The 25,808-nt window shown below is 54.2% G+C and carries 24 protein-coding genes, 1 tRNA gene and 1 pseudogene; 9 read left to right on the top strand and 17 right to left on the bottom strand.

Annotated elements, in window-relative coordinates; all coding sequences use genetic code 11:
* The 4 genes from CPH80_RS22625 to CPH80_RS14825 all read right to left on the bottom strand — a co-directional run bounded on the left by CPH80_RS22625 (position 1) and on the right by CPH80_RS14825 (position 3,915).
* Positions 1-465: a helix-turn-helix transcriptional regulator gene (locus CPH80_RS22625; protein WP_227520192.1), complete on the bottom strand. Its 465-nt coding sequence runs from the start codon at positions 463-465 to the stop codon at positions 1-3.
* 22 nt (positions 466-487) lie between these two features.
* Positions 488-1,066: an AraC family transcriptional regulator ligand-binding domain-containing protein gene (locus CPH80_RS22620; protein ID WP_227520191.1), complete on the bottom strand. Its 579-nt coding sequence runs from the start codon at positions 1,064-1,066 to the stop codon at positions 488-490.
* 166 nt (positions 1,067-1,232) lie between these two features.
* Positions 1,233-2,996 carry an ExeM/NucH family extracellular endonuclease gene (locus CPH80_RS14830; protein ID WP_096278973.1) on the bottom strand — a complete coding sequence of 588 codons (1,764 nt, stop codon included), beginning with the start codon at positions 2,994-2,996 and terminating at the stop codon, positions 1,233-1,235.
* Positions 2,997-3,012: 16 nt separating this feature from the next.
* On the bottom strand, positions 3,013-3,915 hold the full coding sequence (locus CPH80_RS14825; protein ID WP_096278971.1) for a helix-turn-helix transcriptional regulator: 903 nt from the start codon (positions 3,913-3,915) through the stop codon (positions 3,013-3,015).
* Between the two features lie 217 nt (positions 3,916-4,132).
* Between CPH80_RS14825 and CPH80_RS14820 the strand changes: the two genes are divergently transcribed.
* From CPH80_RS14820 to CPH80_RS14800, 5 genes and pseudogenes are all read left to right on the top strand, one after another.
* Positions 4,133-5,419 (top strand): MFS transporter, encoded by a 1,287-nt coding sequence (locus CPH80_RS14820; RefSeq protein ID WP_096278969.1) that lies wholly within the window; start codon positions 4,133-4,135, stop codon positions 5,417-5,419.
* A gap of 129 nt (positions 5,420-5,548) precedes the next feature.
* Positions 5,549-5,974: a MarR family transcriptional regulator gene (locus CPH80_RS14815; protein WP_096278967.1), complete on the top strand. Its 426-nt coding sequence runs from the start codon at positions 5,549-5,551 to the stop codon at positions 5,972-5,974.
* 3 nt (positions 5,975-5,977) lie between these two features.
* Positions 5,978-7,045, top strand: a pseudogene (locus tag CPH80_RS14810) (MFS transporter).
* A gap of 83 nt (positions 7,046-7,128) precedes the next feature.
* Complete coding sequence (locus CPH80_RS14805; protein WP_096278965.1) at positions 7,129-8,166, top strand: L,D-transpeptidase family protein; 1,038 nt, start codon at positions 7,129-7,131, stop codon at positions 8,164-8,166.
* 46 nt (positions 8,167-8,212) lie between these two features.
* On the top strand, positions 8,213-8,965 hold the full coding sequence (locus CPH80_RS14800) for an SDR family oxidoreductase (protein ID WP_096278963.1): 753 nt from the start codon (positions 8,213-8,215) through the stop codon (positions 8,963-8,965).
* A gap of 59 nt (positions 8,966-9,024) precedes the next feature.
* Here CPH80_RS14800 and CPH80_RS14795 read toward each other — a convergent pair whose 3' ends face one another.
* From CPH80_RS14795 to CPH80_RS14785, 3 genes are all read right to left on the bottom strand, one after another.
* Entirely contained in the window at positions 9,025-9,306 is a 282-nt protein-coding gene (locus tag CPH80_RS14795) for an Lpp/OprI family alanine-zipper lipoprotein (RefSeq protein ID WP_096278961.1), read from the bottom strand.
* A gap of 170 nt (positions 9,307-9,476) precedes the next feature.
* A complete protein-coding gene (locus tag CPH80_RS14790; RefSeq protein ID WP_096278959.1) occupies positions 9,477-10,037 on the bottom strand; it encodes a L,D-transpeptidase family protein in 561 nt (186 codons plus the stop codon).
* A gap of 108 nt (positions 10,038-10,145) precedes the next feature.
* The gene (locus tag CPH80_RS14785; RefSeq protein WP_096278957.1) at positions 10,146-11,870 is read right to left on the bottom strand and encodes a potassium/proton antiporter; all 1,725 of its coding nucleotides are present in this window, start codon (positions 11,868-11,870) and stop codon (positions 10,146-10,148) included.
* Positions 11,871-11,944: 74 nt separating this feature from the next.
* On the opposite strand from CPH80_RS14785, the gene CPH80_RS14780 reads away from it, so the two are divergent.
* The 3 genes from CPH80_RS14780 to CPH80_RS14770 all read left to right on the top strand — a co-directional run bounded on the left by CPH80_RS14780 (position 11,945) and on the right by CPH80_RS14770 (position 17,505).
* Positions 11,945-12,018: transfer RNA gene (locus tag CPH80_RS14780), tRNA-Gly, on the top strand.
* A 273-nt stretch (positions 12,019-12,291) separates the two neighbouring features.
* Complete coding sequence (locus tag CPH80_RS14775) at positions 12,292-13,623, top strand: HD-GYP domain-containing protein (RefSeq protein ID WP_096278955.1); 1,332 nt, start codon at positions 12,292-12,294, stop codon at positions 13,621-13,623.
* Between the two features lie 42 nt (positions 13,624-13,665).
* Positions 13,666-17,505 carry a DUF3427 domain-containing protein gene (locus CPH80_RS14770; RefSeq protein WP_096278954.1) on the top strand — a complete coding sequence of 1,280 codons (3,840 nt, stop codon included), beginning with the start codon at positions 13,666-13,668 and terminating at the stop codon, positions 17,503-17,505.
* On the opposite strand, the gene CPH80_RS14765 is transcribed toward CPH80_RS14770, so the two are convergent.
* From CPH80_RS14765 to CPH80_RS14755, 3 genes are read right to left on the bottom strand one after another with little or no spacing between them, the layout of a single operon-like run.
* Positions 17,486-17,692, bottom strand: a complete 207-nt coding sequence (locus CPH80_RS14765) for a hypothetical protein (protein ID WP_143752929.1) — start codon at positions 17,690-17,692, stop codon at positions 17,486-17,488. The two genes, CPH80_RS14770 and CPH80_RS14765, sit on opposite strands and share 20 nt — an antisense overlap.
* A 13-nt stretch (positions 17,693-17,705) precedes the next feature.
* A complete protein-coding gene (locus CPH80_RS14760) occupies positions 17,706-18,470 on the bottom strand; it encodes an HNH endonuclease (RefSeq protein ID WP_096278950.1) in 765 nt (254 codons plus the stop codon).
* 35 nt (positions 18,471-18,505) lie between these two features.
* Positions 18,506-19,816 carry an NAD(P)/FAD-dependent oxidoreductase gene (locus CPH80_RS14755; RefSeq protein WP_096278948.1) on the bottom strand — a complete coding sequence of 437 codons (1,311 nt, stop codon included), beginning with the start codon at positions 19,814-19,816 and terminating at the stop codon, positions 18,506-18,508.
* A 189-nt stretch (positions 19,817-20,005) separates the two neighbouring features.
* Here CPH80_RS14755 and CPH80_RS14750 point away from each other — a divergent pair, with 189 nt between their 5' ends.
* Positions 20,006-20,566, top strand: a complete 561-nt coding sequence (locus CPH80_RS14750; protein WP_096278946.1) for a TIGR00730 family Rossman fold protein — start codon at positions 20,006-20,008, stop codon at positions 20,564-20,566.
* Between the two features lie 98 nt (positions 20,567-20,664).
* On the opposite strand, the gene CPH80_RS14745 is transcribed toward CPH80_RS14750, so the two are convergent.
* From CPH80_RS14745 to CPH80_RS14720, 7 genes are all read right to left on the bottom strand, one after another.
* Positions 20,665-21,258, bottom strand: coding sequence for a DUF2931 family protein (locus tag CPH80_RS14745; RefSeq protein ID WP_227520506.1), 594 nt, complete (start codon positions 21,256-21,258; stop codon positions 20,665-20,667).
* 14 nt (positions 21,259-21,272) lie between these two features.
* Entirely contained in the window at positions 21,273-21,524 is a 252-nt protein-coding gene (locus CPH80_RS22610) for a hypothetical protein (RefSeq protein WP_227520188.1), read from the bottom strand.
* Entirely contained in the window at positions 21,514-22,026 is a 513-nt protein-coding gene (locus CPH80_RS14740; RefSeq protein ID WP_227520187.1) for a DUF2235 domain-containing protein, read from the bottom strand. The genes CPH80_RS22610 and CPH80_RS14740 overlap by 11 nt, the downstream gene beginning before the upstream one ends.
* A 6-nt stretch (positions 22,027-22,032) precedes the next feature.
* Positions 22,033-22,647, bottom strand: a complete 615-nt coding sequence (locus tag CPH80_RS14735; RefSeq protein WP_096278943.1) for a DUF2931 family protein — start codon at positions 22,645-22,647, stop codon at positions 22,033-22,035.
* Positions 22,644-24,506 carry a phospholipase effector Tle1 domain-containing protein gene (locus CPH80_RS14730; RefSeq protein WP_096278941.1) on the bottom strand — a complete coding sequence of 621 codons (1,863 nt, stop codon included), beginning with the start codon at positions 24,504-24,506 and terminating at the stop codon, positions 22,644-22,646. Before CPH80_RS14730 ends, CPH80_RS14735 begins: the two co-directional genes overlap by 4 nt.
* Before the next feature lie 134 nt (positions 24,507-24,640).
* On the bottom strand, positions 24,641-25,381 hold the full coding sequence (locus tag CPH80_RS14725) for a spermidine synthase (RefSeq protein ID WP_096278939.1): 741 nt from the start codon (positions 25,379-25,381) through the stop codon (positions 24,641-24,643).
* A 27-nt stretch (positions 25,382-25,408) separates the two neighbouring features.
* The gene (locus tag CPH80_RS14720; protein ID WP_096278937.1) at positions 25,409-25,741 is read right to left on the bottom strand and encodes an ankyrin repeat domain-containing protein; all 333 of its coding nucleotides are present in this window, start codon (positions 25,739-25,741) and stop codon (positions 25,409-25,411) included.
* Positions 25,742-25,808 lie beyond the last annotated feature (67 nt).

Genomic DNA, 25,808 nt, shown 5'->3' with positions numbered 1-25,808 from the left:
TTATACAGGCGCCAGGGTGCTCGGAACCACGCCGGCTGATTGCTGCTCAGTTACTCTGTAATGGCTTGGGCTGACGCCTGTCCAGCGTTTGAATGCACGGGTAAAATTCGCAGCATCTGCATAGCCTAAAACATCCGCAATCTGGTTCAGGTTCATGCCAGTGCCGGTCAGAAACTCCCGGGCACGTTCTAGCCGCACCTGGTCTACTAGGTTTTGGAAACTGGCGTTTTCTTCCTGCAGCCGACGTTTTAGTGTTCGCTCAGACACAAACAGAGTGGCCGCCACCCGGGCAAGTTTTGGTGGAAACGGATAGCTGGTTTCAATGACTCGGCGCACTCGGCAATCAAAGCCCGCATCTCCAGTTAACTGCTTCAGAGCAGCCTCGCACTGAACACGAGAAGATTCCGCAAGCTGGTCGTCGCTGAAACGGATGGGTTCCGACAGCATGGCTGTTGGGACAACCAATGCATCGTTCGTGGCGCCGTATTCAACCGGAATCGGAATACTCAGTTGGAACCGCTTGAAATACGATGGCTCGGTTCCCTTTCTGAGAATTCTCGCCCCCCCCGATTGCGTTTCCGGTAAGTTGTTCTCCCATGAATGCGCAGCCGAACAGCATAGAATCCATAACAAATCCCATCAGTGGCCCCTGGTCGCCTTCGCAGAGAATGGTGTAATGCATGTTGTCACCGTATTCGCAACGGCTGACACTTAGATGAGGAGCCCGCAAGGTGAGATAACGGGTCATCAAGTCCATTGCATCCTGCAATGTGCGGCTGCTCATGATAGCAACGCCTAAGGCCCCGTGCAGGGGCAGCTTCAGTTCGCTCGCCAGCATAATGCCGAGGCCGGGTTCGCCGCTCTCTATGATGGCGCGGGTAATAAACTCACTGGCCTGCGCTTGGCTTACTCTGACATCGGTAGATTTCAACCGAACCGGATCCAGCCCAACCCGAAGCAGTAGGTCGCGCTCGTCCAGACCAATGGAACGCAACAGTTCGGCCAGTAAATGCAGGTAGATGGCCGGCAGACCCAGATCCTGTGTGATAGAGGCGGAGATACGCATGGGAATCCTTGTTATAAACGGTTCTTGTTGTTTAATGTATTAAACACTGACTGTGATTATGACCTTTGCAGCACCTTGCCCCCATGACTTCAATGACGCGTCAATGGGCGTGAGAGGCCAATTGGCGGGTATCTTGGCGGAATCGTTCAGAAATCTGAGGGTGTGATTAGAGCCGAATATCGATAATCACAGGGTTGTGATCGGAGGAGCGCCAGGGTGACGCGGTCGTGCCCGGCAGGTTGTTTTTGTATCCTAGCGCCCGTGGCTCGTCGGCGTTGATGGCCCAGGTTTGGGCCTCAAGAACCCTTGCCTTGAGCGCAGCTGAGGCGAGCGCGTAATCCAGCGATCCTTTCTCACCCTTGTATCGATATGTGTAATGGTCGCACTGCTGCGCCGTGCAGGGATGAAAGTGATGCACCATGCTAGTGAACCCCGCGTGCTGCAGAACCTGCAGTGGCTCCTCCTGAAAATAACTGTTGAGATCGCCGGTGATCAGTGTGCCGGCAAGATCGGGAATCGGTGGTAGCTGCTCAATCCATTCCACTAGAGCGTGCGCTGCACGGGTTCGGCGTTTGGCGTAGCAGCCTTGGCCATCATTTCGGTCACGGTTGTCGCCCTTTGCGCCTCGGCAGGATTTTGATTTCAGGTGTGGCACGACTATCTGAATGGATATGCGCTGACCTTCAGGCCGAAAGGTCTGTGCCAGTGGAGGCCGGCCTCGCTGGCTAAACAGGCCGGTATTCAGGCGCTCTGCGGGCGTCTCGGCTACGATACGATCGCTACGGTACAGCAAGCCGGTGCGTATCTGGTCGCTGCCATCGGCCCCCGGGGTCTCTACAAAGGCCCATTGCGGGCCGAGCGCGCGGGCCAGCTGTGCTATTGCGCTGGTGTCGCTATAACCGTCGTTCTCCAGCTCAGTAACTGCCAGAATATCCGGATCTGGGCGACGCAAAGCCTCTACCAGCCGCCGACGTTGTATCTCAAGTGTCGGCGCGGTGGTTGCACCGCGGGTTGTTGGAAAACCTTCGCCTTCGCCATTGCCGTTAAAATAGTTTTCCAGGTTCATGGTCATAACACGAACATGGGGATCTTCCGGCCGTGCAGGCGCGGGTGGCCTGGTGTTCACAGGTTCGAAAACCGGTGGCTTTTTCGGCTGTAATCGCCAGGCTCCGAAGCGATAATCAAGAATGCCCAACAGCTCGTGGATCTTATCGCCGCTGCGAACCGTGTTCTTGCCATTAAGGCCGCCCGGGGGCCAAGGGATTGGGTTGGGTTGGCGCACGCCGCGGCCGTCATCCAGCAGTAGTCGTTGCTGTCGGTTTCGATGGGATATTTGCGCAGCCTGTGGGCCGGGTTGCAGGTATTCCGTAGGCACCACCTGATCGCCGGCGGCCAGTGTGAGCTCGCCGTAACGTGCCAGGTTCCAAGAATCGATAATCGTTAACGGCTGGGCCACCTTAACGCGCATGTTTTCGAAGGATTCAAGGGCGTTCGGCCACAGCAGCGTTAGAACTTGAGCTCTCGGGAGAGGCGCGGAGCCACAGGCTGTAATGGATCGGACGTTGGCCAGTTCGGTTAGGCCATGGAATTCCTTTACGCTAGCCGTTACACGCAGGCGCTCACCGGGTTCACCGGTTTTCTTGCGAGTATAAACAAACAGGGCTTCAGAGGTTTCGGGGTTATTGTCGGTTTCGCTGTCAGCCTGTTGCAGATAAAAGCCAGAAAACCCGCCGTCCATGCGAGCGTCGAAGGTGAGAATGCCCTCAACCGTAACGCCTTGACCCGCTAACGGTGAAGTGTCGCCTTGGCCTTGAACTGCAGAAATGGGAGTTGCGGGGCTACCGCAGGCGCCCGCTGCCAGCACGTGAGAGGCTGGCAGCAGCAACAGAATAAGAGCGAAGGCACTAAAACATCGTGTGCTTAAGGTCACGTTGATTGCTTAACGGCTAGCTTAGGCCGGCGACGGCTTTCAGGGCGCGCTCGCGTTTGCTGCCAAACCCAAGCTGATCGGGGTTGGTCAGTTCAAGCTGCTGTATCATCGGGTCCTGATGATGAGTGTCTAGGTTTATTCCGAGCTGCGACAAAACGTACGGTGCCAGGGCTGCCCGGGCATCAACGATCAAACGACCATTCTCCATGCCGTAATCCAGCGCGATGATCTTTTGCTGGGCTGCGGTCAGGCGATTGTCGGGGGAGATCATCATTGTAACGTTGCGGTTCCAGTCGTCATCTTTCTGGCTTTTATGTTTGGCTTTTTGCCGCAGAGCCGTAGGCGCTGTGTGGAAACGGCTGAGGGCAAAATCCCGGAACTCCCGATTGGAGTCACACCAGGCACGCAGGTGCCAGTTGTTGCCGGTACACACCAGTGTATGCGGCTCCAGAATGTCCTCTACGACTTCAGGGCGGCTCAGGGACGAGTAGCTTGCCCGTAGCTGCCGGCCATGGCGGGTGGCACCTACGACGGCGCGCATGGTCTCGGGCGCGACGACACGATTGGGGCCGTATACCACAGTGTTGTCTGGCAGGCCGACCTCAAGGGTTTCAAAGGTGCTGCTAAGGCTTTGCTGGCGTGCGAGCAAATCTTGATATTCGCTGACATGCCCCCGCGTTACGACCGGCTTGTAGTTGGCCGAAGGCACGTAACCCTTGAGGTGGCGATCGTAAACAAGATTGCCAGGGGCGAGTTCGCGCAGGTATGTATTTATATCCTTGGATGCCTGCTGCCGTCCGATACCGAAACTATGGCAGATGTGGTTTGTCGTTAGGCGACCTTCCCACAGTGCGATGGTTTCAATGAGTCGGTAGCGAAGCAGCAAATCCCACCGGATGGGCCAGTCCGTTTTTTTCATAACCAGACGCTCACGGGTTTATTGAATAATTGCCATTTATATTACCTACTATGGCACAGTGGGTCTGTTACGGCGCATTAATGTGAAACATTGTGAAACGGCGGCACAACCGCGCTTTACGCCCACAGGCATTTGGTAAGATGTCGGCAACTGCGTATTAGTCACACCCTGAAAGGGCTGATCTAATACTGCGCCTGCAATATCCGGAGTTTCCGCGATGACCCGAACGGTCGCCTCCCTTTCTGCTCTTCTTTTGAGCATCGTTTTGCTGATCAGCGGAAATGCTTTTCTGACGACGTTGCTGGGTATCCGCCTGAGTGTTGAGTCGGTTTCTCCCGACATTATCGGCTGGGTGCTGGTTTGTTACTCCGTAGGGTTTGTTCTGGGTACTCTTTACGTGCACCAGATCATTGGTCGTGTTGGCCATATCCGGGCATTTGCGGCGTTCGCAGCTATTGCGGCGGTTGTATCACTGATGTACCCCATGGCCATTTCCATGGCGTTCTGGGCGTGCCTGCGAGTGCTCTCGGGCTTCAGTATTGCAGCCGTGCTGGTGGTGATCGAGAGCTGGTTCTCCAGCCGTGCCAGTAATAGCAATCGTGGTTCGCTATTTGCGGTGTACCAGATCGTTTTTTACCTCTCCGCTGCGGGCGGCCAGCTGTTCGTTAACGTGGGCGATCCGTCTAACTTTATGCCATTTTCCCTAGCCGCCATTTTGCTGGCACTAGCCCTAGTTCCTCTCGCCCTGACCCGCATGGAAGCTCCGATTATTGAGAAGGTTCAACGAATCTCTTTTTTCACGCTTGCGCGCGAGTCTTTCACGGGTGTCTCCGGCGCTTTGATCTGCGGTGTGTTGGTTGGCGGTTTTTATGCACTGGGGCCTGTATACGCCACTTTGATGGGCCTTGATGTCGCCAAAACGTCAACGTTTATGGCCAGCGCCATTGTTGCGGCCATGCTTCTTGCTTGGCCATTGGGGCGGCTGTGCGACCGCTTTGATCGCCGCCGAGTGATGTTCTGGGTGGCCATGCTTGCCTCTCTTGCAGCGATTGCTGTCAGCTTTACCGGCGCCAGCAACCTTTGGTTGCTCACGCTTCTTGTGGGGTTGTTCACCGGCCTCTCGGCAATGATTTACCCGATTTCTGTCGCGATAACCAATGACCGCATGGAAAGCACCCGTATTGTTGCGGCCAGTGCCACGCTGCTGCTCAGTTACGGTGTTGGCAGTGTTATTGGCCCCGTCGCGATGGCCGAACTGATCAACCTGATGGGCCCGAAAGGTCTGTTCGTAGGCAATGCCGGGTTCTTGTTGGTTCTTGCGGTGATTACTTCCTTGCGCATAACTTACACGGACGATGTGGCGGTGGAGGATCAGGAGCAGTATGTACCTGCAATGCCCGAGACCTCTGCTGTGCTGACCGAGATGGATCCGCGAAACACGGAGTTTCAGGCGTCTCCAGAGATTGAGGAAATGGTTGAGGAGCCCATGCGTCAGAGCGGCTGACCTGTGGGATTGAGTCATTTTTCGGCTTTACTCGATTCTGTTTTAGTCGCAGATCTGTTTTTATCTCAATTGTTAGCTTACTATTGGTAACATTCGTAAAATGTTAGCCTTTTGGTTGGAGCAGTCATCATGAAAGATCAGTTCCCCTTTGCCGTCGCCCGGGTAACCCGTCGCTGGCGCAAGCTGCTAGATGGACGTTTAAAAGATTTGGGCGTTACTCAGGCCCGCTGGACCACCATGGTCTATTTGCAGCAGGGTGGCGAAGGCCTAACCCAGCGTGAACTGGCCAGCCTGATGGCCATTGAAAACCCTACGCTTGTGCGCCTGCTAGACAGCTTGGAGCAACAAGACTTAATTGAGCGCCGGGCCTGCCCCAATGATCGTCGTGCTCGTCGCTTGCATCTCACCGATACCGGGCGGAGCTTCATGGAGGTACTTTCTGCCCGGGCCGGTCAACTGCGGGACGGGATGCTTGATGGCGTGAGCGATAAAGATATTGAAGTTGCGTTGAAAGTGTTTCATAAAATCATGGAAAACGCTGAAAAGCAGAAGTAATCCTTGAGTGACAATTCTGTTGAGGGCCTGACCGCCCGCTATGGCGCCAACTGGCGATGGCTTGCTGTTTGTACGGTAATGATGGGTACCATCGCGACCGTATTGAGTGCCACCGTGGTTAACGTTGCGCTCCACGATATTATGGTGGAGTTCGGTATCCGCCAGGGCCAGGTGCACTGGCTGGCCACCGGGTTTATCGCGGCCATGACAACCACCATGCTGGCCTCTTCGTGGCTGCTTGATCATTTTGGTGTGCGCAAAACGCTAGCCTTCGCCATGGCGATGTTTACGTTGATCTCGCTGGCTGGCGGGTTTGCTAATGCTCGGAGCCACTGTAGGGCTTTCCCTCGATACCCTAAACCGCTTGCAGGGCCTAGACGGCCAACAAACCCGGGTGGTCATCGAAGGGCTTGTGGCGTTGGTGTTTCTGGTTATGTTTGTGCTGCGCGAAAAGCGCATAAAACACCCCCTGATGAATATCAGCCTGCTGCGCAAACCTAGCTTTCTGTATGCCAACTTAGGCGCTATGGCGCTGGGGCTGGCTCTGTTCGGGTCCACCTACCTAATACCGTTATACGTTCAGACGGCTCTGGGCTATACAGCGACAGAAGCGGGCCTGCTGATGCTGCCGGCAGGCATTGTTCTTGGCATGACATTCCCGTTGGCAGGAAGGCTGGCGGAACGGGGCAGCGCCCGGAAGTTGGTTATCTTCGGAATGGGCCTGTTTGCTTCATCAGCCATCCTGTTTGCGATGTCTGACCTGACGTTGGCCTTCGGCTGGCTAGCGTTCTGGACAGTGCTTGGCCGGATAGGAATAGGGTTTATGTTACCGTCTCTGTCCATAGGCGCGCTGAACCCACTCAAACCCGAAGAACTGGGCGCCGGCTCCAGTACGATCAACTTTACCCGTCAACTGGGTGGCGCTTTCGGGGTAAACATCGTGGCATTGACCATTGAGTTCGGCGAACATAGCGGGGCGTACCCACTATTAATGCCTTTCACACGGCCTGGTGGCTGGTTGCCGTATTTGTAGCCATGGCCGTCGTACCCGTTTGGCGAATGCGGGTGTAGAACCGTGCGTTGCTGGCCCGGAACTCTTGAGGGTATCGGCTGTCACTGCACGTTAAGAAACCGGTTTTTCTGGAATGGAATTTATGGGATTTATCAAATACTCAGTACTGCTGCTGATCGGGGTCGTGGCATTGCAGCCGGCGTGGGCGGAGATGCAGAGCAGCACGCCAGAAAAAACCGAAACACCCGATCTTAGCCCACGCGTGCCAACACTCAAGATAAACGGTGATCTGGCCGGGCGGCTGGATGTATTCACCACCCGTTACGAAGACACGTTTGCCGGAGTAGGTAATCAGCTGGCGCTAGGCTATCTCGAACTGGTTAAAGCCAACCCGGGCGTGGATCCTTGGTTGCCCGGTGAAGGCACCGTTATTACCCTGCCGCGTCAGTATGTTATTCCAGAAGCCCGCAGAGAAGGCATTGTGATTAATCTGGCTGAGTACCGGCTTTACTATTTCACAGGCGACAGCGTAGAGGTTTATCCGGTAGGCGTTGGCACAGCGGAGAACCCATCTCCGCTGACCGATGCCGAAGTGACTATGCCGCTTGAGTCGCCGGCATGGTATCCCCCAGCCAGTATTCGCGCAGATCGTGAGGCCTCCGGTGACCCGCTGCCCCGAATGGTTCCCCCCGGCCCGGGCAACCCGCTGGGCAGCCATGCCCTGATGTTGAGCGAGAAGGGCTACCTGATTCACGGCACCAACAAACAGTTTGGTGTAGGCATGCCCGTTAGCCATGGTTGTTTCCGCATGTATAACGAGGATATATCCCGCTTTGTCTATCAGGTGAGCAAGGGCACGCCGGTTCAGATTGTGAACGATCCCGTCAAATTGGGAATCTCCGGCGGCGAAGTGTGGCTTGAAGTTCATCGCCCCCACGAAGATTACAGCCAACAAGAGCGGGATCGATTGTGGCAGGAGGTGCTGCAAGAGGTTGCGGAATTCCGCCAGAAGCATCCAAACGTTGAGGTTCAACGCAGGGCAATCGAGCTAGCGGTAGACCAGGCGGACGGCATTCCGGCCATGGTTGGTGAACAAATCGCGCACGTGGCGTCTGAAAAGGCGACCAAAGACAAGCAGTCTCCGGAATCGAAAGAGCAGGAACAGAAACTGTATTTCTGACGCTCTAGTCACCGGTGTTCACTATAACGATAAACTAGGAGAGCCCATGAGCCGCACCATTGTGATCACCGGAGCCAGCTCCGGCTTGGGCGAGGGTATGGCCCGCGAGTTTGCAGGAAGAGGTGAAAATCTAGCGCTGTGTGCCCGTCGCACCGAGCGCTTGGAGGCCCTGCGGGACGAGCTTGCTGGCAAGTACCCGCAAATCACCATCAGTCTTCGTGCCCTGGACGTTAATAATCATGACCAGATATTTGAGGTTTTCCGGGTTTTTCAGCAGGAGTTTGGCACCCTCGACCGTATTATCGTTAACGCCGGTATTGGCAAAGGCCAGCCCCTAGGTACCGGTAAGTTCCATGCTAATCGCCAAACCGCAGAAACCAACTTTGTGGCCGCTCTGGCGCAGATGGAAGCGGCTATGGAGATATTCCGTGAGCAAAAACAGGGTCACCTTGTTACGGTTTCTTCTGTCACCGCAGTACGGGGTATGCCGGGCAATGTGAACACCTACGCAGCGACCAAAGTGGGCCTTGCGGCACTTTCTGAAGGTTTGCGTGTCGAATTAAGGAAGGCGAAGTCTGCCATCAAGGTGACAACGCTTTATCCGGGTTATATCCGGACGGAAATCAACGAAAAGGTGAAAAACACGCCTTTCATCGTGGATGCAGAAACTGGCTGTAGGGCGATGGTAAAAGCCATCGAGTCTGGCAAGAACGAATGTTTTGTGCCCGGTTGGCCCTGGACACCTATTGGTTTTGTATTGCGGCGCTTGCCGGTTTCAGTGCTCGCTAAGTTGTTTTGACGAGGCACAAGCAATAAAAAAAGCCGGGAATCCCGGCCTTTTTTCACAACGTTTAAGCCTTACTTCTGGCTTGCACGCTCGAGCATACGCTTAGCGCGCTCGTTTGCTTCGTCAGCAGACTTTTGAGCTGCTTTAGCTGCAGCGAGTGCCTTGTCTGCTGTGTTCTGTGCAGAACGCGCAGAGCTTGCAGCGCTGTTAGCCGTGTTCATTGCCTTATCTGCAGACTGCTCAGCAGAACTGGCAGTTGCATTAGCTTCGTCCATAGCGCCCTGGTCGGAAGTTGCACAACCTGCAGTCAGAGCAGTAGCAAGTGCGATTCCGGCGATTGTAAGTTTACGCATTATAAATCCCCTTATTGGTCGAGTTATTTCCTGTAAGCTTCGGCCCGATAGGCGTTGACTACCGGAGTCGTGAAACAGTGTAAAACACTCTGAGAGGAAATGTTAACTAAGTATACGTAAATTCTCTGACGTTATGACAACAACTTAATGCTGCGGTCATGGGAGTGTGGTTAGGGAATGATGCGTATTGGGGTGCCATCGTTAACCAGTTGCCAGATTTCATCCATCTCCTGATTATTAACGGCGATGCATCCGTTGGTCCAGTCTAAACCTGTATAAGCAAACGCCATGTCTTCTTCGCCATTGGGCAAACCGTGAATCATGATGCTGCCACCAGGGCTTAAGCCCCAGTTTTCTGCCATCTCACGGTCTTCGACGCTTGGGTAGGAAATATGAATAGACTTGTAAAAGCTACTGCCGGAATTGCGCCAATCTAGCGTGTACTGGCCTTCTGGCGTGCGTTCGTCGCCTTCATAAAGCTTGTGCCCCTCGGGATTATCCCCAAGGGATATGCGGTAACTGCGAACGATCTCTTCTCCGTTCATCAGATAAAGCCGGCGCTTCTCTTTTCTTACCAACACTTTGCTAACCATCAGAGATTCGCCTGGTGAGCTGTCGATGACCGGCATGCGGGTGTCCGCTTTCGCCAGCAGCTCTGCGCTGTGTGCTGGAAAGCTTGCGATAACAAACAGAGCCAGAAGGCACCGGGGTAATAAACGAGGCATAGCCATAACCTTAACTTACCAATGATTAATCTTTACGCAGAACTGTTTATAGCATAACCGGTCGGCTAAATGTTAAAGGGTTTTGTTAACTTTTATAGTTATCTGGTGCACGGGTCAGACATGCTGTGAACTTTCCATTTTCAGACCAACTTTCGTGACCTGATCTGCCTCTATGGCTCTTGCCACCAGAGTGACGGGCCCCAGAACAACTGTATCGCCAATAACCGGGTGGCCCTTGGTGCGTTTGGCAAAGCATTCCGCCAGTGACAGCTCTGGGGGCAATTCATGGAACTCGATACCATAAACCTGTTCAACATCCCCAAGCATCGCGTCTCCGTTCAGCACAAAGTCTCCGAAGAACGCTCGTTCCGCCAAGTGCTTTGGAGGTTGCCGGCCGCTGAGGGCCTTGCCCAGCTGTTTTAGTACGCTGGGGGTGGCGAACATGGCAACCACGTCGCCACTGGATACTTCCAGGTCGGCCTTTGGTTGCAGGCAAACACGGTTGCGGAACACACCGGCAACGGCTGTGTTTTCCGGAAAGCGCAGCTGGCCCAACACACGTGGCGTTTCCCAATGCTTCCCGCGCAAAGGGAACAGCATTAGCTCGTGGTCACCGGCTGCTGGAGCATCCAGTGGCAAGCGCCGGTAAGGCTCGCCGTCTGCAGGGACTTCCAAGCGTAACTTGCGGGCAAGAGGGGCGATGGTAGTGCCCTGAACCAGCAAGGACACCAGCACAATAAAGAAGGCGGCATGGAACACCAGTTGCGCTTCCGGCAGGCCGGCAATAATTGGGAACAGCGCCAAAACAATCGGCACCGCGCCCCGGAGCCCCACCCAGCTGATAAAGCCTAGTTCACGACGGTTAAAGCCAAAAGGCCAGACAGTGAGTATGACGGTTAACGGACGAATCACAAAAATCAGAGCCAGGGCTAATATCAGGCCGCTTCCGGCCAGGGGCAGCAAATCCGAGGGGTTTACCAGCAAACCGAGTAACAGGAACAGACAGAGCTGAGCCAGCCACGCCAGGCCATCGTGCACCTGCAAAATCATGGGCATCATCCGCACCTGACGGTTGCCGATTACAACGCCACACAGGTAGATGGCCAAAAACCCGCTGCCCCCGAGGGCGTTGATGGCGGAAAACACCGAAATACCTGCGGCGACCACAAGCAACGGATACAGAGACGGGTTGAGCCGAATGCGGTTGGCCAGTTCTGCGATCAAGAAGCCGCCGACAACACCGCCAACGCCGCCAATGCTGAACTGTTTGACCAGCAGGATCAGGGAGTCCTGAATGGCATGATCGCCATCACTGGCAATCATGGTGACCATCATCAGGGTGAGGAATATCGCCATCGGGTCGTTGCTGCCAGATTCAATCTCCAACGTGGCGCTAACACGCTCGTTCAGGTGCAGGCCACGACCCTGCAACAGTGAAAACACGGCGGCTGCGTCGGTTGATGAGATGATCGAGCCAATGAGCAAGGCGCTCATCCAGTGCAGGTCGAAAACCAGCCAGGCCACGAAACCAGCCCCTAAGGCGGTCATGGCAACCCCAACGGTGGCCAACATCAGTGCCGGCTTTAGCCCTACGCGGAAGGTTTCGGCCCGGGTGCGCATGCCGCCATCAAGCAAAATAACGCCCAGCGCCAGGTTGGCGACCAGAAATGAAAGCTGGAAATCATCGAACTCAATGCCGCCCGGGCCGTCTTTGCCCATCATCATGCCCACCGCCAAAAAGATCAGCAGCACCGGCATACCGACTCGGCTTGAAATAGGGCTAAGAACGATGCTGATAACAAGCATCATGGCACCTACCAAGGTAAGCATTGGATCCATCAGAACTCCATTTAGACAAGGCTTGCCGGGGACCGGCTAAAGCGCTTATATTGCGCGGGTAGTCACGCCTTTTGGCGGGTGTAGTTCAATGGTAGAACGGCAGCTTCCCAAGCTGCACACGTGGGTTCGATTCCCATCACCCGCTCCATACCCCTCAATTTTGCCCATCGCGGGCCCGGTAGACAAGCAAGAGTGAATATCAGATTGTTCATCCTGCTCAATCGCAACGTTACAGGACTCAAGTAAAAATAACTTTTACGCATCTTTATAGGTGGCAAATCACCAATGCCAGAGCTGCGCTTGAGAAAGGTTCATGCGGATCTCTTCAATAGCCGAATGGAATTTAACCATCATTTACAAGTCTGCCTCTCTTTTTGCGTTAAAGTCTGACGTTGATAGTTTTCACAACTGAGCCAGAGCCATGCGAGGGACATACGTTGAGCTTGTTGAAGCCCAGATCGATGTTGCTGATCTGGAAATTGGCATGCATGTGATCCGGTTGGATAGACCTTGGGAAGAAACAGACTTTCTCATGCAGGGGTTTATTATCAAGGACCTGACAGAAGTACACGCGTTGCGTCATCAGTGTGATTTCGTGGTTATACAAGGCGTGGCAGAGGAAAAGCGGAAGCCCACGGAGAAAGTTCCCAGCCGGGGTGCTCTTGCGGGCTTTTTCAAAGGCAAACGGAAGCATACGCAACCGCCGACGCCTGACTCAGCCCGGACTATTCCCCGCAAGCGCGTTTCCTACATAAATCAGGTGAGTGTGGGCCGGGAAATGCAAACGGCCACTATGCGGTTTGAAGAAGCTCAGGGCACGGCCAAGTCCATCATGGCCGGTTTGCGTGTCAGCCGCACCTTGGATTTAAACAACGCCCGGGCTGTCGTGAATAGTTGTGTAGAGAGTGTGCTACGTAACGAAAATGCATTGATGCTGCTCACCAAGATCAAGAATCAGGATGAGTATACCGCCGAGCATTGCCTCAACGTTTCCATTCTGGCCGCAGCGTTTGGAAAATATCTGGGCATGATAGAGGGCGAAATTCAGAATCTGGCCCTATGCGGCCTGCTGCACGACGTTGGTAAAACCAAAATTCCGATCGAGGTTCTGAATAAGCCGGGCAGCCTGACTAACGAAGAGTTTGCTTTAATGCGATACCATACGGTTCATGGCCGTACCATTCTTATGAGCACTGGCGCCTCCCTGCAGACCGCTGTGGATGTGGCGTTTTCTCATCACGAGCGAATAGATGGGAAAGGCTATCCCCGAGGGCTTCCGGCGGAAAACATACCGTACTTTGCGAAGATCATCGCGCTGGTGGATACCTACGATGCGATTACCAGCACGCGCGTTTATCAAAAAGCCCTCGCGTCCATGCATGCTCTGGATATCATCCACAAAAATCGCGGAACCCAGTTTGATGCTGAATTGGCTGATGCTTTTATTCTGATGGTTGGCATATATCCACCCGGATCCATCGTCGAAATGCTGAGCGGTGACGTGGGGATCGTGGTCGAAAGCTATGAGGCGCATAGGCTCAAACCGAAGGTGTTAATGGTTCGGGATGCGAACAAAGCACTGATATCCTCTCCCAAAGTATTGGACCTAAGGGCGGCCCCAAAAGACGATAACGGGATAGCCTATCAAATTGCCAAAGAGGTTCCAGACGGGACCTACGATATAGTTCTGCAGGACTTTGTGAAGGACGGCTTGATCACAGCAGCGCCTTTGTCTTCGCTTGACGCAGACTAGACGATATTGTGCTCTGTCGATCATAAAAGGGTGTTTCCCGGCATGAGCCAATCGGTTGCCTACTACAACGTGCACGCACAGCAGTTTATGGACGAAACACTGCATTTGGACATGTCTGCGCTGTACGATGCGTTTTTGCCGCATTTATCCGAAAACGCCCACATTCTCGACGCCGGCTGCGGTTCTGGCCGAGACTCACGTGAGTTTCTTGTCCGCAACTATCGCGTTACTGCATTCGATGCGTCTGAAAAGCTAGCTACCCTGGCATCCGCCGCCATCTGCCACCCGGTTGCCGTGCGTACGTTTGATCAGGTTAGTGAATACCAGGCCTACGATGGGATTTGGGCCTGCGCCAGCTTGCTCCACCTCCCCCAGCAGCAAATACCCCAAGCACTCGCGACACTCTGGCAGGCTTTAAAACCTGGCGGCGTGTTATACGTGAGCTTCAAGCGTGGTGAGGGGCAGCGGGAACACAATGGCCGTCACTTTACTGATGCTACTGAAGAGCAATTGCAGAGCTGGGCAGACGCCCTACAGCGGCTTGAGAAGATAACGATCTGGCAAACGGCAGATCGCAGGCCGGGGCGTGATGAGCATTGGTTGAATGGTGTGTTTGACAAAAGCCCCAAGCAGTCAGACAAGTTGATTACTGGTGGGAAGCATCGGCATTTCTTGCCTCACCTTTGCGCCAGCATCAACAAATCCAGCGAAATAGACATGGCTGTGGCGTTTGTAAAAGCCACTGGCTTAAAGCTGCTGGTACCCGACCTGCAAGGGGCGCTCGGTCGAGAAGAGTTGCCAGCGCGGGTTCGTGTTCTGACCAGCGACTACATGGACATTACCGACCCAGAGGCGTTACGCAGCCTGATGTTGCTGCAAGAACAGGGTGCCCAAGTGCGAGTGTTTCAAAGCGCTGGAACAAGTTTTCATCTTAAAGCCTACATTTTCACCTATGTTGGCCATGACAAATCTCGTCACGGTACGGCTTTTATTGGCTCTAGCAATATCAGCCGCCAAGCCCTACAAGATGGTTTGGAGTGGAATTATCGTGTTGATTACCCCAGCGATGATGGTTTCTTTGAAGCACTAAGCCGTTTTGAAGAACTGTTCCGGCACGACAATACCGTACCTTTGTCAGATGGCTGGATTGATGAGTACGAGGCCCGTCGGGTTTTGCCACCAACCCCCACGGAAGCCGGAAGCCACGAAGTTGAAGAACCACCAGCGCCCACACCGGTGCAAACAGCTGCTTTAGTCGCCCTGAAGGAGACACGGGCTGAAGGCTACAGCCGTGGTTTGGTGGTCTTAGCGACTGGCTTGGGTAAAACGTGGCTGTCAGCGTTCGATGCGGCCCAAATGGGCGCGAGGCGGGTGTTATTTGTCGCGCATCGTGAAGAAATCCTCCACCAAGCTGCTGAAACCTTTATCCGCATTCGCCCGAAAAGTCGTGTGGGCTTTTACATGGGCAAACAGCGCGACATGGCGGTGGATGTGCTCTGTGCCTCGGTTCAAACTCTGGGTAAAAATGCACACTTGGAACGGTTTTCGCCACAGCATTTTGACTACATAGTGGTGGATGAATTTCACCATGCTGCGGCACCCACCTATTGCCGCTTGCTGAGCTATTTTGCGCCCACCTTCATGCTCGGTTTAACCGCTACGCCAGACAGGACAGATCGCTCGGATATTCTGTCCCTTTGCGATGACAATTTGGTTTACGCCCATAATTTGTTTGAAGGTATTCGCAGTAAGTTGCTAGCACCTTTTCACTACTACGGTATCTACGACGACAGCGTTGATTACGCAGAGATTCCTTGGCGGAACGGTAAATTCGATCCGAGCCAGCTAGCCCATAAACTCGCTACTCTAGGTCGCGCCCGCCATGCCGAGCGGGTGTGGGAAAAGCATGGGCAACAACGCACCTTGGCGTTCTGTGTTTCGATCAATCATGCGGATTTTATGGCTGAGCAGTTCCAGAAAAGAGGGTTTTCTGCCGCGGCTGTTCATGGGCGCTCCGAGCTGTCCCGGGGTGAAGCCCTAGAGCAGCTTAGATCCGGCGAACTGGTCATCCTTTTTTCAGTAGACCTGTTCAACGAAGGCGTGGACTTGCCGACGATTGATACGGTGATGTTGCTGCGCCCTACTGAATCCAAGATTTTGTTTTTGCAGCAGCTTGGCCGAGGTCTGCGAAGGGCAGAAGGTAAAGACAAACTGGTGGTGTTGGACTTTATTGGCAACCACCAAGGCTTTTTGCATAAGCCGCAAGCGCTGATGGGCGCGGATATGAATCACCGGCAGTTAGCGCAATACGCCCGAAAAGCAGCTTCTCAAAAGCTGGACTTACCGGATGGTTGCTTCATCAATTACGACCTGCAGTTGATCGATTTCTTGAAGTCGCTAGACGGCGAAGGCACCGAGAAAGATTACTGCCTGCTACGAGATACCCTCGGTCGCCGCCCGACGCTAACAGAGTTCTACCGTTTCGGAGCCAATCTCAGTCAGCTGCGTAAGCAGTTTGGCCATTGGTTCGCTCTGGTGGCGCACATGGATGATCTGGACGAGACAGAATCCAAGCTTGTGGAGCAGCAATCTGCGTTTCTCACTGAGCTTGAAAAAACGCCCATGAGTAAGTCGTTCAAAATGGTGCTTCTTGAGGCGTTTCAAGAACTGGATGGCTGGCGCAACCCGCCTGAGCTATCAGCGCTGGCAAGCCAATCGCTAAAGGTTCTTCAGCGCCGACGCTCTTTGTTGGGAGAGCTACCGGAAGCCATGCGGGAGAGCCCTGATCAAAAAACTTGGCAGGCGTATTGGCAAAGAAATCCTGTTAAAGCCTGGGTTGGTGGAAATACCAAAACAGCGGGCTCCTTCAAAATCGCTGATGGGTACTTTGCCGCTGCCATCACGCTAGCGAGTGACCAAATAGACACTTTTACAGCTTTGGTTCAGGAGTTGGTGGATTATCGGCTAGCCAGCTATGAAGCTCGGGGGAACATAGAGCCGGTTGATCATAATGTGTCTGTACTGCCGAACAGTGAATTAGCACGCACAGGGTTACCATTTTTCCCCACTTTAAAAATCGCCTGTGGTCATTTTCGCACTAGCTTGGTAGAGGCGGAAGAATACCGCCATCTTGGCGAAGGCTATGGCCAACTGAATCCCAACCGCCATTTTATTGCCCAGGCATCGGGCGACTCTATGAATGGCGGGAAAAATCCAATTCGCGATGGCGATTATTTATTGCTTGAACAAGTTAGCCCAAATCAAGCTGGCAGCATCACTGGTAAGACTTTGGCTATTGAACGAATGGATGAAGCTGGCGACACCCAATATTTGCTTCGTGTGATCGAGAAGACCGCCCAAGGTCAGTACGTTCTAAAAGCTAAGAATCCAAGCTATGACGATATTCTGGTGACAGACGAATTGAGCGAGCAGTTTCGGACGTTTGCGCGATTAGAGTCGGTGATTGATCCATTAGAACTGGCGGTTGGTCAGGACTTTATGCGGGAGGATATCGCTGGCTTGTTTGGTGCAGAATTCAATCGGGGCAGCTGGAACGTTGGGCATGTGTTTTTAGCAGATGCATCTGCACATGTATTGCTGGTGACTTTGAATAAGCAAGGCAAAGCAGATAATCATCGCTATATGGATCATTGGCTGGGTGAACAACGCTTTCACTGGCAAAGCCAAGACAAAACCACGCCTGAGAGCAAGCGAGGCCGGGAGTTGATTAATCACCAAGAGCTTGGCTTAACGATTCATCTATTTGTGCGTGAAAACAGGCTTTTGAACAAACAGGCAGCTCCGTTTACTTACTACGGAAAAGTGGGCTACCAAAGCCATGAGGGCAGCAGCCCCATGAGTGTTATTTTGAAAAGGGTATAAAGGCCGCAGAAGCAAGCGGAGTCAAATCATACTTGGCGGCATACGCTTCAACAGCATCCGCTGCAGGCTCGTCTCCAAAACGATCCAGCCATTCGTCCGCGTCTAACCCAGCATCCTCTAACGAAATGCCGTAGTGCTTTTCGAGAAGCTGGTCGACATCTGAAATATACGTAGCCCGTTTCATCATTCAGCCCTATATTTTATTGTATAAAAAGGCACTCACGATGCCAGCGCATAAACTCGGGTGATGGCGAGAACTTATGGGGCAGCTCAACTGTAGTTCCCGCTAGTTCCAGAAAGGTCTCTCGTATGTGGTTGTTGCTTTTTTGCTTTTCTAAGTCCGGTGAAACCATCAGTTTGTAGTCATCAGCGAACGTAATTAAGCCGATATCAAAGGCTCGGTCATAAAACGTGCTGAGGCATAGACCATTACGAGGGTTTAGGCGGTTGTGCTCATCTTCAGCCCACGGTTTGATGTGACTGGCCACCAAAAAGCGCGTATCGGAAATGCCGGTGACACAGCACTGATAGTCATAAGCAGAAAGCACTGCTTCACGAAATAGATTTTGGCCTTTGCGACGTTGGATGATCGCCGAGGTCGTCTCACCACGGTAGCTGTGCAGGTCGGAAGCTTCTTCGTTACTGGCTGCGGCGGTGTCCAGGCTTTCCAGGGCTACCGCTATCTCGGGCATCATCTGCGCGGGGTGCTGGCTAAACTCCTGCCATAACTCACGATCCGCTTGCGAAGCCCCGGCCAGCCCTTTACGTCCAGAGCCGGTGATAACTGGATCCAGGCTGGCAAGATTGCTTAGCTTCATAGCAACGGAGCTGGGTGATCGCTCTAACTTGTGTGCGACCTCAATTATTCGAGGATGACGCTGGTGAAACTTGCCGAAGGGAAGTTCGCAATAAAGCCCCAAGGCAATCAATAGATCAAATTTCGACCATTTCTTTCTTGTTGTCATGCAGTGCCTTCGCCAGAACGCGGGTGTTTAATTCCTCAATGCAACTTCAACCTAGGCTGCATCGCCCTGCTAATCTTATCCATAAACCAGATAACCCCGGTGCGCAAAAATCCGTGCAGAGCCACCTGGTGCATGCGGTACAGCGACACGTAAAACATCCGGGCCACTTTGCCTTCAATGTACAGGCCTCGTCCAGATAGGCTGCCCATCAAGTTGCCTACGGTGGTGTAGTGGCTGAAGTTGATCAGCGAGCCGTAGTCGTTATAAACGAAGGGTACGGCGTCTTTGCCTTCCAGCCGGTTGCACAGGGTTTTAAATAGGGTGGCGGCCTGTTGGTGCGCCGCTTGGGCGCGGGGTGCTACGGGCTTGTCGGTATTCGGTTGCGGGCATGCAGCACAGTCGCCGAAGGCGAAAATGTTGGAATCCCGGGTGGTTTCCATAGTTTGGTGCACAACCAGTTGGTTGCCCCGGTTAGATTCCAGCCCATCTACGTTGGCGAGAAAGGCGGGGGCCTTAATGCCTGCGGCCCAAATGGTCATGTCTGAGGGTAGCTCTGTGCCGTCTTTCATTACCACAATACCAGGGCGAATCTCGCTTACGGGCTGGCCGTTAAGCACGGTAACATGTTGGTTCCCGAGCTCCTTGGTAGCCGCTGCCGAGAGCCGCTCTGGCAGTGCGGGCAAAATTCGATCGGCGGCTTCAATTACGGTGATGGTTACATCAGAGGCTTTTAGATGGTTCATGCCGTACACCGGCAGTTCCCGTGAGGCTAGCCGCAGCTCGGCAGCTAACTCAACACCCGTGGCGCCCGCACCTATAATGCTGATGTTCAGTGCGTGCTCCTGGCCTTGGCGGGCTTCGTGGTTTTTGCGTAAAAAGGCATTGAGCAGCAGGTTATGAAAGCGGCGGGCCTGTTTCAGGCTGTCGAGGAAAAGGCAGTTTTCTTGCGCGCCGGGAGTGCCAAAATCGTTGGCGGTGCTGCCTACGGCGATAACCAGCGTGTCGTACTGAAGGTTTCGCTCGGGCACCACTTCTTTGCCGTCCTCATCGAGGAAGGGCGATATCACCAGGGTTTTGGTTTCTCGGTTAACGTTGCTCATGCGTCCGAGCTGGAATTCATAATGATGCTGGCGGGCGTGGGCCCGATAGTTCACTTCATTTGAGTTTGCGTCTAGCGAGCCTGATGCAACCTCGTGCAGTAGGGGCTTCCACACATGGGTTAGCCCGGCATCAACAAGGGTGATGCGTGCTTTGCCCTTTTTACCGAGCTTTCTGCCCAGGCTGGTAACAAGTTCGAGACCGCCGGCACCGCCGCCGACCACCACAATATGATGAAGCTTATCCATAGCAATCAGACCTATAAGTAAAGAAAGCCAAACGCTCTTTCAGAAAAACGCTTGGCTGTCGCCACTGGGGCCGGCTTACGAGGTAGGATACTGATGCTGCTAGAATAATGCTAACGCGCTCCAGGCAGCCTGCACAATAACCCGGAACACGTATCTACCCATTCGACACATAGTAAGAGACAGGAAAGTATGAAAGTAGCAGTTTACTGTGGTTCCCGTTCAGGTAATGAGCCGCTATACGCTGAAAAGGCCAAAGAATTGGGCGAGTTTTTCGGTAGTAACGGCATAGATCTGGTGTTTGGCGGCGGGCATGTCGGCCTGATGGGTGTTATCGCCGATGCGGTGCTGGCCAGCGGCGGCAAGGTCTATGGTGTTATCCCGCAGCATCTGGTTAATCGGGAGCTGGCGCACCCGGGCCTTACCGAGCTTTTTGTTGTAAAAAACATGCACGAGCGCAAAGCGAAGATGACCGATCTGGCTGATAGCTTTGTTGCGTTACCCGGTGGGGTTGGCACGCTGGAAGAAATTTTTGAGGTGTGGACTTGGGGCCAGCTTGGTTTCCACCGGAAACCTTGTGCTTTTTATAACGTTGACGGTTTTTATGATTCGCTGCTGGACATGGCGAAAACCATGGTAGCCGCCGGGTTTGTAAGGCAGCAGTACCTGGACATGATCGTGGTGGCGAAAACTCCGACAGAACTGCTCGATGGCTTCAGGAGCTACACGCCGCCTCAGGAAAAGTGGACCTGAGGGGTATGTTTACCCCAGCTGCATTTATGGGCGGCTAACTCTGCCCATTAGCCGGCTCCGAGTATAGTTGCCCCTAGGGCGCCGGTAGAAAACCATCTTTACCATCGGTCAAGTTGAAGGCCGTGCTGGTTAAGATACTCCCCATGCTCTTTCAGATAGTCCTTAACCCATATTGAGTAATCGTTTTTCTCATCTTCAAAAGGCACCGCTTTATAACGCCCCACTTCGATGGCGGTCTCACCCCAATTCATAATCCACATGACAACCGTACCGCCGGGGGCGAGCCCTAGAACCAAGTTATATCGGGGCAAGTTATGTAGTTTTCCCCACTTATGCACGGGCGCGGGCTGTTCCATACGCTCGCGCAAGGCATCCGGGTCAGGGATGTGGATCAGCCGGGTATAGGATTGCTGCTCGGCGAAGGAATACCACGTTACGTGGATGTAGTCGGGCATGGGCTCCAGTTCTCCCCCCCCCGTTCCCCGGCTTTTCCAGCAACAGCCGGTGAGTCCAATTGGCCACCACCAGGCTCGCTCATCTGTTGCCTCAAACTGCAACGGCTTGACCCAGACATCATAATGGCGTGGGACAGCCACTCGAACGCCGTACGTTACAGGGCGATCCCACTTGGGAGTGCCCGCCAGGGTGCAACCGCCTGACAGAGCACTCGTGCAGAGCACTATTGCAAGCATCACGATTTTTTTGATTATTTGAGCCCCCTGTTTGGATGGATACCCCGCACGCCACCGGGTGCAGGTTTGAATGGGAAAAGTGGCCCGGCAATCTGGTAATGGGCGGAGTGATGAATGTAGCGTTGGCGAAGCAGGGCTTCCTCTGCAGCAGACAGTCGCAGTGGCTGGCCTTCGTTGATGTGATGGGTGATGCGGGTGGCGATGGGTTGCAGTTCGTCGGGCAGGGCATACTCTTCCAAGGCAGGGTTCAATTTGTTAAACGGCACCCCCCGCATCTTTTGCCAACCGGTACATCTGTCGCAGGGCCACACGGGAATACTCGGCCTGTACGCGCCGGTCCAGCCAGAGCCGGAATTCCAGCTCCACTTCCCCTTCTTTCAATTGTCGCCGGTAGGCTTCTTCCACCGTTAGCGTGCCATCAGGGTTGTACGGCCCCAGCCAGCCTTCACCGGCTATCCGCTGACGGTCCATCAGGATTCTTGTGTATTCATAGCTGTCTCTGGGGTGGTAACCTCGAAACTCGCGGGGCAGGGCCACTTGAATGTGTTCGTGGAAGTTATCAGGGTAGCCACCACCTATGTCGGAGTGGGCACTAGGCAACACCCACTCGTTAAAATGGCCCGGCAGGCTGCCATCCTGCCCTCGCAGGCTATTGAGGGAAAAGTTGTAACGCCATTCGTCCCGGGCCGTCAGGTGTACTGCTCGTTGGACTGCATCGCCGGTGATATCCACACTCACCGCCAGAGCTTTTATGGGGCTCGCTAGCAAATGTCGTTACCAACGCTCAAGCTGAAGACCGTGCTCCTGGAGATAGTCACCATGATCCGATAAATAGCGTTCTGTTCTCTTCTCATAGTACTCAGGATGAGTTTCTATCTTGGCCGCTTTATAGCGTCCCACTTCGACGGCTGTTTCGGCTTTGTTCATAATCCACATGACAACGGTCCCTCCTGGAGCGAGACCTAGTACCAGGTTATAGCGAGGAAGGTTATAAAGTTTGCCAATCTTGTGAACCGGTGCAGGTTGCTCCATACGTTCACGCAACGCTTCCGGGTCGGGGATGTGGATAAGTCTGGCGTAAGCCTGCTGTTCGGCAAATGAGAACCAACTGATGTAAATATAGTCGGGCATGGGTTCCAGTTGGGGACCTCCACTCAACCCCGAGCTTTTCCAGCAACAGGTGGTGATGCCTCCCGGCCACCACCAGGCTCGCTCGCCGGTCGCCTCCAGTTCCAGAGATTTGACCCAGACATCGTAGTGCCGGGGAGCTGTGACCTTGAGTTGGTACATCACCGGTTGGTCCCATTTGGGTGTACCCGCGATGGAGCAGCCACTTAATAGGAAGCTCGTGCAGAGCACCGTCACAAGCACTACGAATCTTCTGATCATTTGAGTCCCTTGTTTGGATACACTCCCCGTACGCCACCGGGTGCGGGCTTGAATGGAAAAAGTGGCCCGGCAATCTGGTAATGAGCTGAGTGGTGGATGTAGCGTTGGCGAAGCAGGTCTTCCTCTGTGGCAGACAGTCGCAGTGGCTGACGTTCGTTGATGTGGCGGGTGATCTGGGCAGCTATAGATTGGAGTTCATCCGGCAAGATGATATCCGGGTCGGCAGGGTCTACCGGGTCAAGCGGCACACCCGCATCTTTTGCCAGCCGATACATTTGCCGCAGGGCCACACGAGAATATTCGGCCTGCACCCTTCGATCCAGCCAGAGCCGGAATTGCAGTTCAACTTCGCCTTCTTTCAATTGTCGCCGGTAGGCTTCTTCCACCGTTAGCGTGCCATCAGGGTTGTACGGGCCCAGCCAGCCTTCACCGGCTATCCGCTGACGGTCCATCAGGATTTTTGTGTATTCATGGCTGTCTCTGGGATGGTAGCCTCGAAACTTGCGGGGCAGGACCACCTGAATGTGTTCGTGGAAGTTATCAGGGTAGCCACCACCTATGTCGGAGTGGGCACCGGGCAACACCCACTCGTTAAAATGGCCCGGCAGGCTGCCATCCTGCCCTCGCAGGCTATTGAGGGAAAAGTTGTAACGCCATTCGTCCCGGGCCGTCAGGTGCACGGCCCGCTGGACTGCGTCGGCAGCGATATCCACGCGCACCTCACCATTGTTGGTATTGTGAGCTGAAAAGTCGCCATCCAGTACATCGACAACCGCAGCAACGGTATCAAACAGCCCCAGAAAACGAATGGTGACGGTTTTCGGCCAGGCAATGCCCTGCTTCTGAAAAGCTTGGCCCAAAGCTCCGCTGGCACTATCCCGCACCTCGTTCACAAAATGTCGGGCGGTAGCCGCGCCCCGGCTGAAGCCGAAGACATCGAGAATCAGCTCATCCATTTGGGCTGTTAGCATATTGGAAAGATCAGACGACAACTGTTCCACTGCTAACTCAATCTTGGCGAGAACACCACGTTCACCCGTACCGGTACCCATGGCCCAGGCATCGTCCTCTTTACCGGACTTGGTGCCGACACCTGAGACGTAAGTACGAATTCGGTGATTCTCTACGGTGAGCGTGTCGGTGGAAAAGGGTTGATAAAGATCACGCAGCTTCGCCACATTGGTCTCAGCATTAAGATAACTCCCCTCCATCAATTGCGAGATTTCAGCACTGCAAGCTTCCTCACTGATGGCTCCTGCCGCCTGAGCGGTCAGGCATTCATCCACCTTCCGCTCAAAGGCACCGGTGTTATCACGGCTATTGCCGGTGCCATCAAAGAAAACGCCAGCTTCAACAGTCACTTTAGGGCGGAGGTCAGGCTGGCCTTCTGCATGGCGTTTCGAGGCTTCAATTTCTTCCGGGGTCGCGCCTTCCAGGCCTTCGTCTACCAGTGCGCCTTTGGCTTTGGCCCACTCAACAAAGCCGAAAGGGTCTTTATTCAGCGCCTGTTCAGCTTCCGGGGTCAGTTGGCCTTGGCTGTTTAGAGCACCCGCTTTGGCGAAATCCACCACCGGTGCTGTGAAGGTGGCTACGCCTAATATGACACGGGGTTTGCCGGTAATAATCTGGCCACCGTGGGAGGTAGGGCTGCCCATGTGGGCCAGGGGGCGGCCGTCCAGCAGGGCCAGTGGGTAACCCTGAACGATCACGGCACCGCAACCGCAGGCGTCGCCCACCCGGGCGATGGGTACACCATCCACATTGGCGGTAGCGCCGTTCGCAACAATGGGGCTGCTGCCGTGGCCGGGAATGGGGCAAACGTGGGTGTCGCCAACGCAGGCGACCATGAGGTTACTCATGAGGTATTCCTTCCATGGATAAGACCGGTTTTAATCCGAAAACCGGCTTGCATTAGTAAGGCAGAAGACTATACGTTTTTTTATCAAGTTGCCATGATCAGCCTGGCAGCGTGGCGAAGAGCAACTGGGTGAATTCAAAGCCGGCTAACTCTGCCCATTAGCTGGCTCCAGTCGATGGGTAGCCGTTTTTGTAGGCTGACCAATGCGGGGTCTTTTGGATCCATGGCTTCGAAGGGCTGTTTTCTGGCGTACACAACGGTATTGTTGGTTTTGCTTTTGAACGACAGCAGCACGGCAAAGTGTTTTCTCAGCTGGCGGAAATAGGGGCCTTCAAGGTCGGGTGTGCGGTGGTAGTTCAGAACCAGCCAGCCACTGGGGCTTAGTGCCCGGCTGCAGCTTTCTACAAACTGGCGTTGTGCTTGTGCGGGGCTCATGCGGTCTGCGTTGTACAGGTCGGCCAGGATCATATCGGTACTGGCCTCAGGCAGTTCGCTCAGGGCATTGCGGGCATCGGCAATGGTCACGCTCAGGCGTTCACTGCTAGGTAACTCAAAGTATTCCCGGGCCACATCCAACACTGCCTGTCGCAGTTCAACCGCGTGTACGTGGCATTCCGGGTACAGGTGGTGAAACGCACTGGCCATCACGCCGCCACCCAACCCCAAAATGGTGACGTGCCGCGGATTGCTAAAGGCAGCTGGCAGCAGCATCGCCCGGTTGTACTCGTGCACGGGAACATGCGGAAATCGCCGGTCGATCTTGCTTTGTTCAAACATCGAGTTGAAGGTTAGTACTCGGTGTTTGCGGTAGTCGATCACCAGAATGCTGCCGAGTTTGTCCCGGCTGTGGTGAATAATCTCGCCTTTGTTGAACATGCGGTGCTCTTTGAGGAGGTCGGAGGCTTAGCGATCCAAGTGTTTGATGACGTCCTGTGCGCCCATGGCTCGGGCAAGGCTCAGTGCGGTATTGCCATCTGCGTCTTGGAGTTCCGGGTTGGCGCCTTTTTCCAACAGAAGTTGCACTGTATCTACATGGCCGTTGCGGGCGGCAAGCATCAGCAGGCTCTCGCCGTTGCTGGTGCGTATGTTTACGGGCACTCCGGCTTCCAGCATAGGGCGCAGCATGTGGGTGCCGCCGTTACGTGCCAACTCAAAAATCCCCTGAGCGAAGGCGATGGCGTCTTCATCCAATTGGTTCTCTGGTTGCTGTGGCTGGCCGGGCTTGTGCTTGCTCATCTGGGCTCCGTATAACAAGATTACCGAAAAGTGGTTGTAGCCATCGCTGTAGCTGTTGTTGTAAATA

This window comes from Marinobacter sp. LV10R510-11A, from assembly GCF_900215155.1.
Taxonomy (GTDB): Bacteria; Pseudomonadota; Gammaproteobacteria; order Pseudomonadales; family Oleiphilaceae; genus Marinobacter.
Note: the sequence above shows the minus strand (reverse complement) of the source record. Positions and strands in the feature narration are given on the sequence as shown.

Bases quoted from the DNA above. Each gene is read 5' to 3' on its own strand.
- CPH80_RS14770 (WP_096278954.1), top strand. From the start codon at position 13,666: ATGAGCCAATCGGTTGCCTACTACAACGTGCACGCACAGCAGTTTATG.
- CPH80_RS22620 (WP_227520191.1), bottom strand. From the start codon at position 1,066: ATGCGTATCTCCGCCTCTATCACACAGGATCTGGGTCTGCCGGCCATC.
- CPH80_RS14795 (WP_096278961.1), bottom strand. From the start codon at position 9,306: ATGCGTAAACTTACAATCGCCGGAATCGCACTTGCTACTGCTCTGACT.
- CPH80_RS14730 (WP_096278941.1), bottom strand. From the start codon at position 24,506: ATGAGTAACCTCATGGTCGCCTGCGTTGGCGACACCCACGTTTGCCCC.
- CPH80_RS14785 (WP_096278957.1), bottom strand. From the start codon at position 11,870: ATGGATCCAATGCTTACCTTGGTAGGTGCCATGATGCTTGTTATCAGC.
- CPH80_RS14815 (WP_096278967.1), top strand. From the start codon at position 5,549: ATGAAAGATCAGTTCCCCTTTGCCGTCGCCCGGGTAACCCGTCGCTGG.
- CPH80_RS14745 (WP_227520506.1), bottom strand. From the start codon at position 21,258: ATGCTTGCAATAGTGCTCTGCACGAGTGCTCTGTCAGGCGGTTGCACC.
- CPH80_RS14760 (WP_096278950.1), bottom strand. From the start codon at position 18,470: ATGACAACAAGAAAGAAATGGTCGAAATTTGATCTATTGATTGCCTTG.
- CPH80_RS14805 (WP_096278965.1), top strand. From the start codon at position 7,129: ATGGGATTTATCAAATACTCAGTACTGCTGCTGATCGGGGTCGTGGCA.
- CPH80_RS14725 (WP_096278939.1), bottom strand. From the start codon at position 25,381: ATGTTCAACAAAGGCGAGATTATTCACCACAGCCGGGACAAACTCGGC.
- CPH80_RS14755 (WP_096278948.1), bottom strand. From the start codon at position 19,816: ATGGATAAGCTTCATCATATTGTGGTGGTCGGCGGCGGTGCCGGCGGT.
- CPH80_RS14800 (WP_096278963.1), top strand. From the start codon at position 8,213: ATGAGCCGCACCATTGTGATCACCGGAGCCAGCTCCGGCTTGGGCGAG.
- CPH80_RS14790 (WP_096278959.1), bottom strand. From the start codon at position 10,037: ATGGCTATGCCTCGTTTATTACCCCGGTGCCTTCTGGCTCTGTTTGTT.
- CPH80_RS14720 (WP_096278937.1), bottom strand. From the start codon at position 25,741: ATGAGCAAGCACAAGCCCGGCCAGCCACAGCAACCAGAGAACCAATTG.
- CPH80_RS14775 (WP_096278955.1), top strand. From the start codon at position 12,292: ATGCGAGGGACATACGTTGAGCTTGTTGAAGCCCAGATCGATGTTGCT.
- CPH80_RS14765 (WP_143752929.1), bottom strand. From the start codon at position 17,692: ATGATGAAACGGGCTACGTATATTTCAGATGTCGACCAGCTTCTCGAA.
- CPH80_RS14735 (WP_096278943.1), bottom strand. From the start codon at position 22,647: ATGATCAGAAGATTCGTAGTGCTTGTGACGGTGCTCTGCACGAGCTTC.
- CPH80_RS14820 (WP_096278969.1), top strand. From the start codon at position 4,133: ATGACCCGAACGGTCGCCTCCCTTTCTGCTCTTCTTTTGAGCATCGTT.
- CPH80_RS14750 (WP_096278946.1), top strand. From the start codon at position 20,006: ATGAAAGTAGCAGTTTACTGTGGTTCCCGTTCAGGTAATGAGCCGCTA.
- CPH80_RS14825 (WP_096278971.1), bottom strand. From the start codon at position 3,915: ATGAAAAAAACGGACTGGCCCATCCGGTGGGATTTGCTGCTTCGCTAC.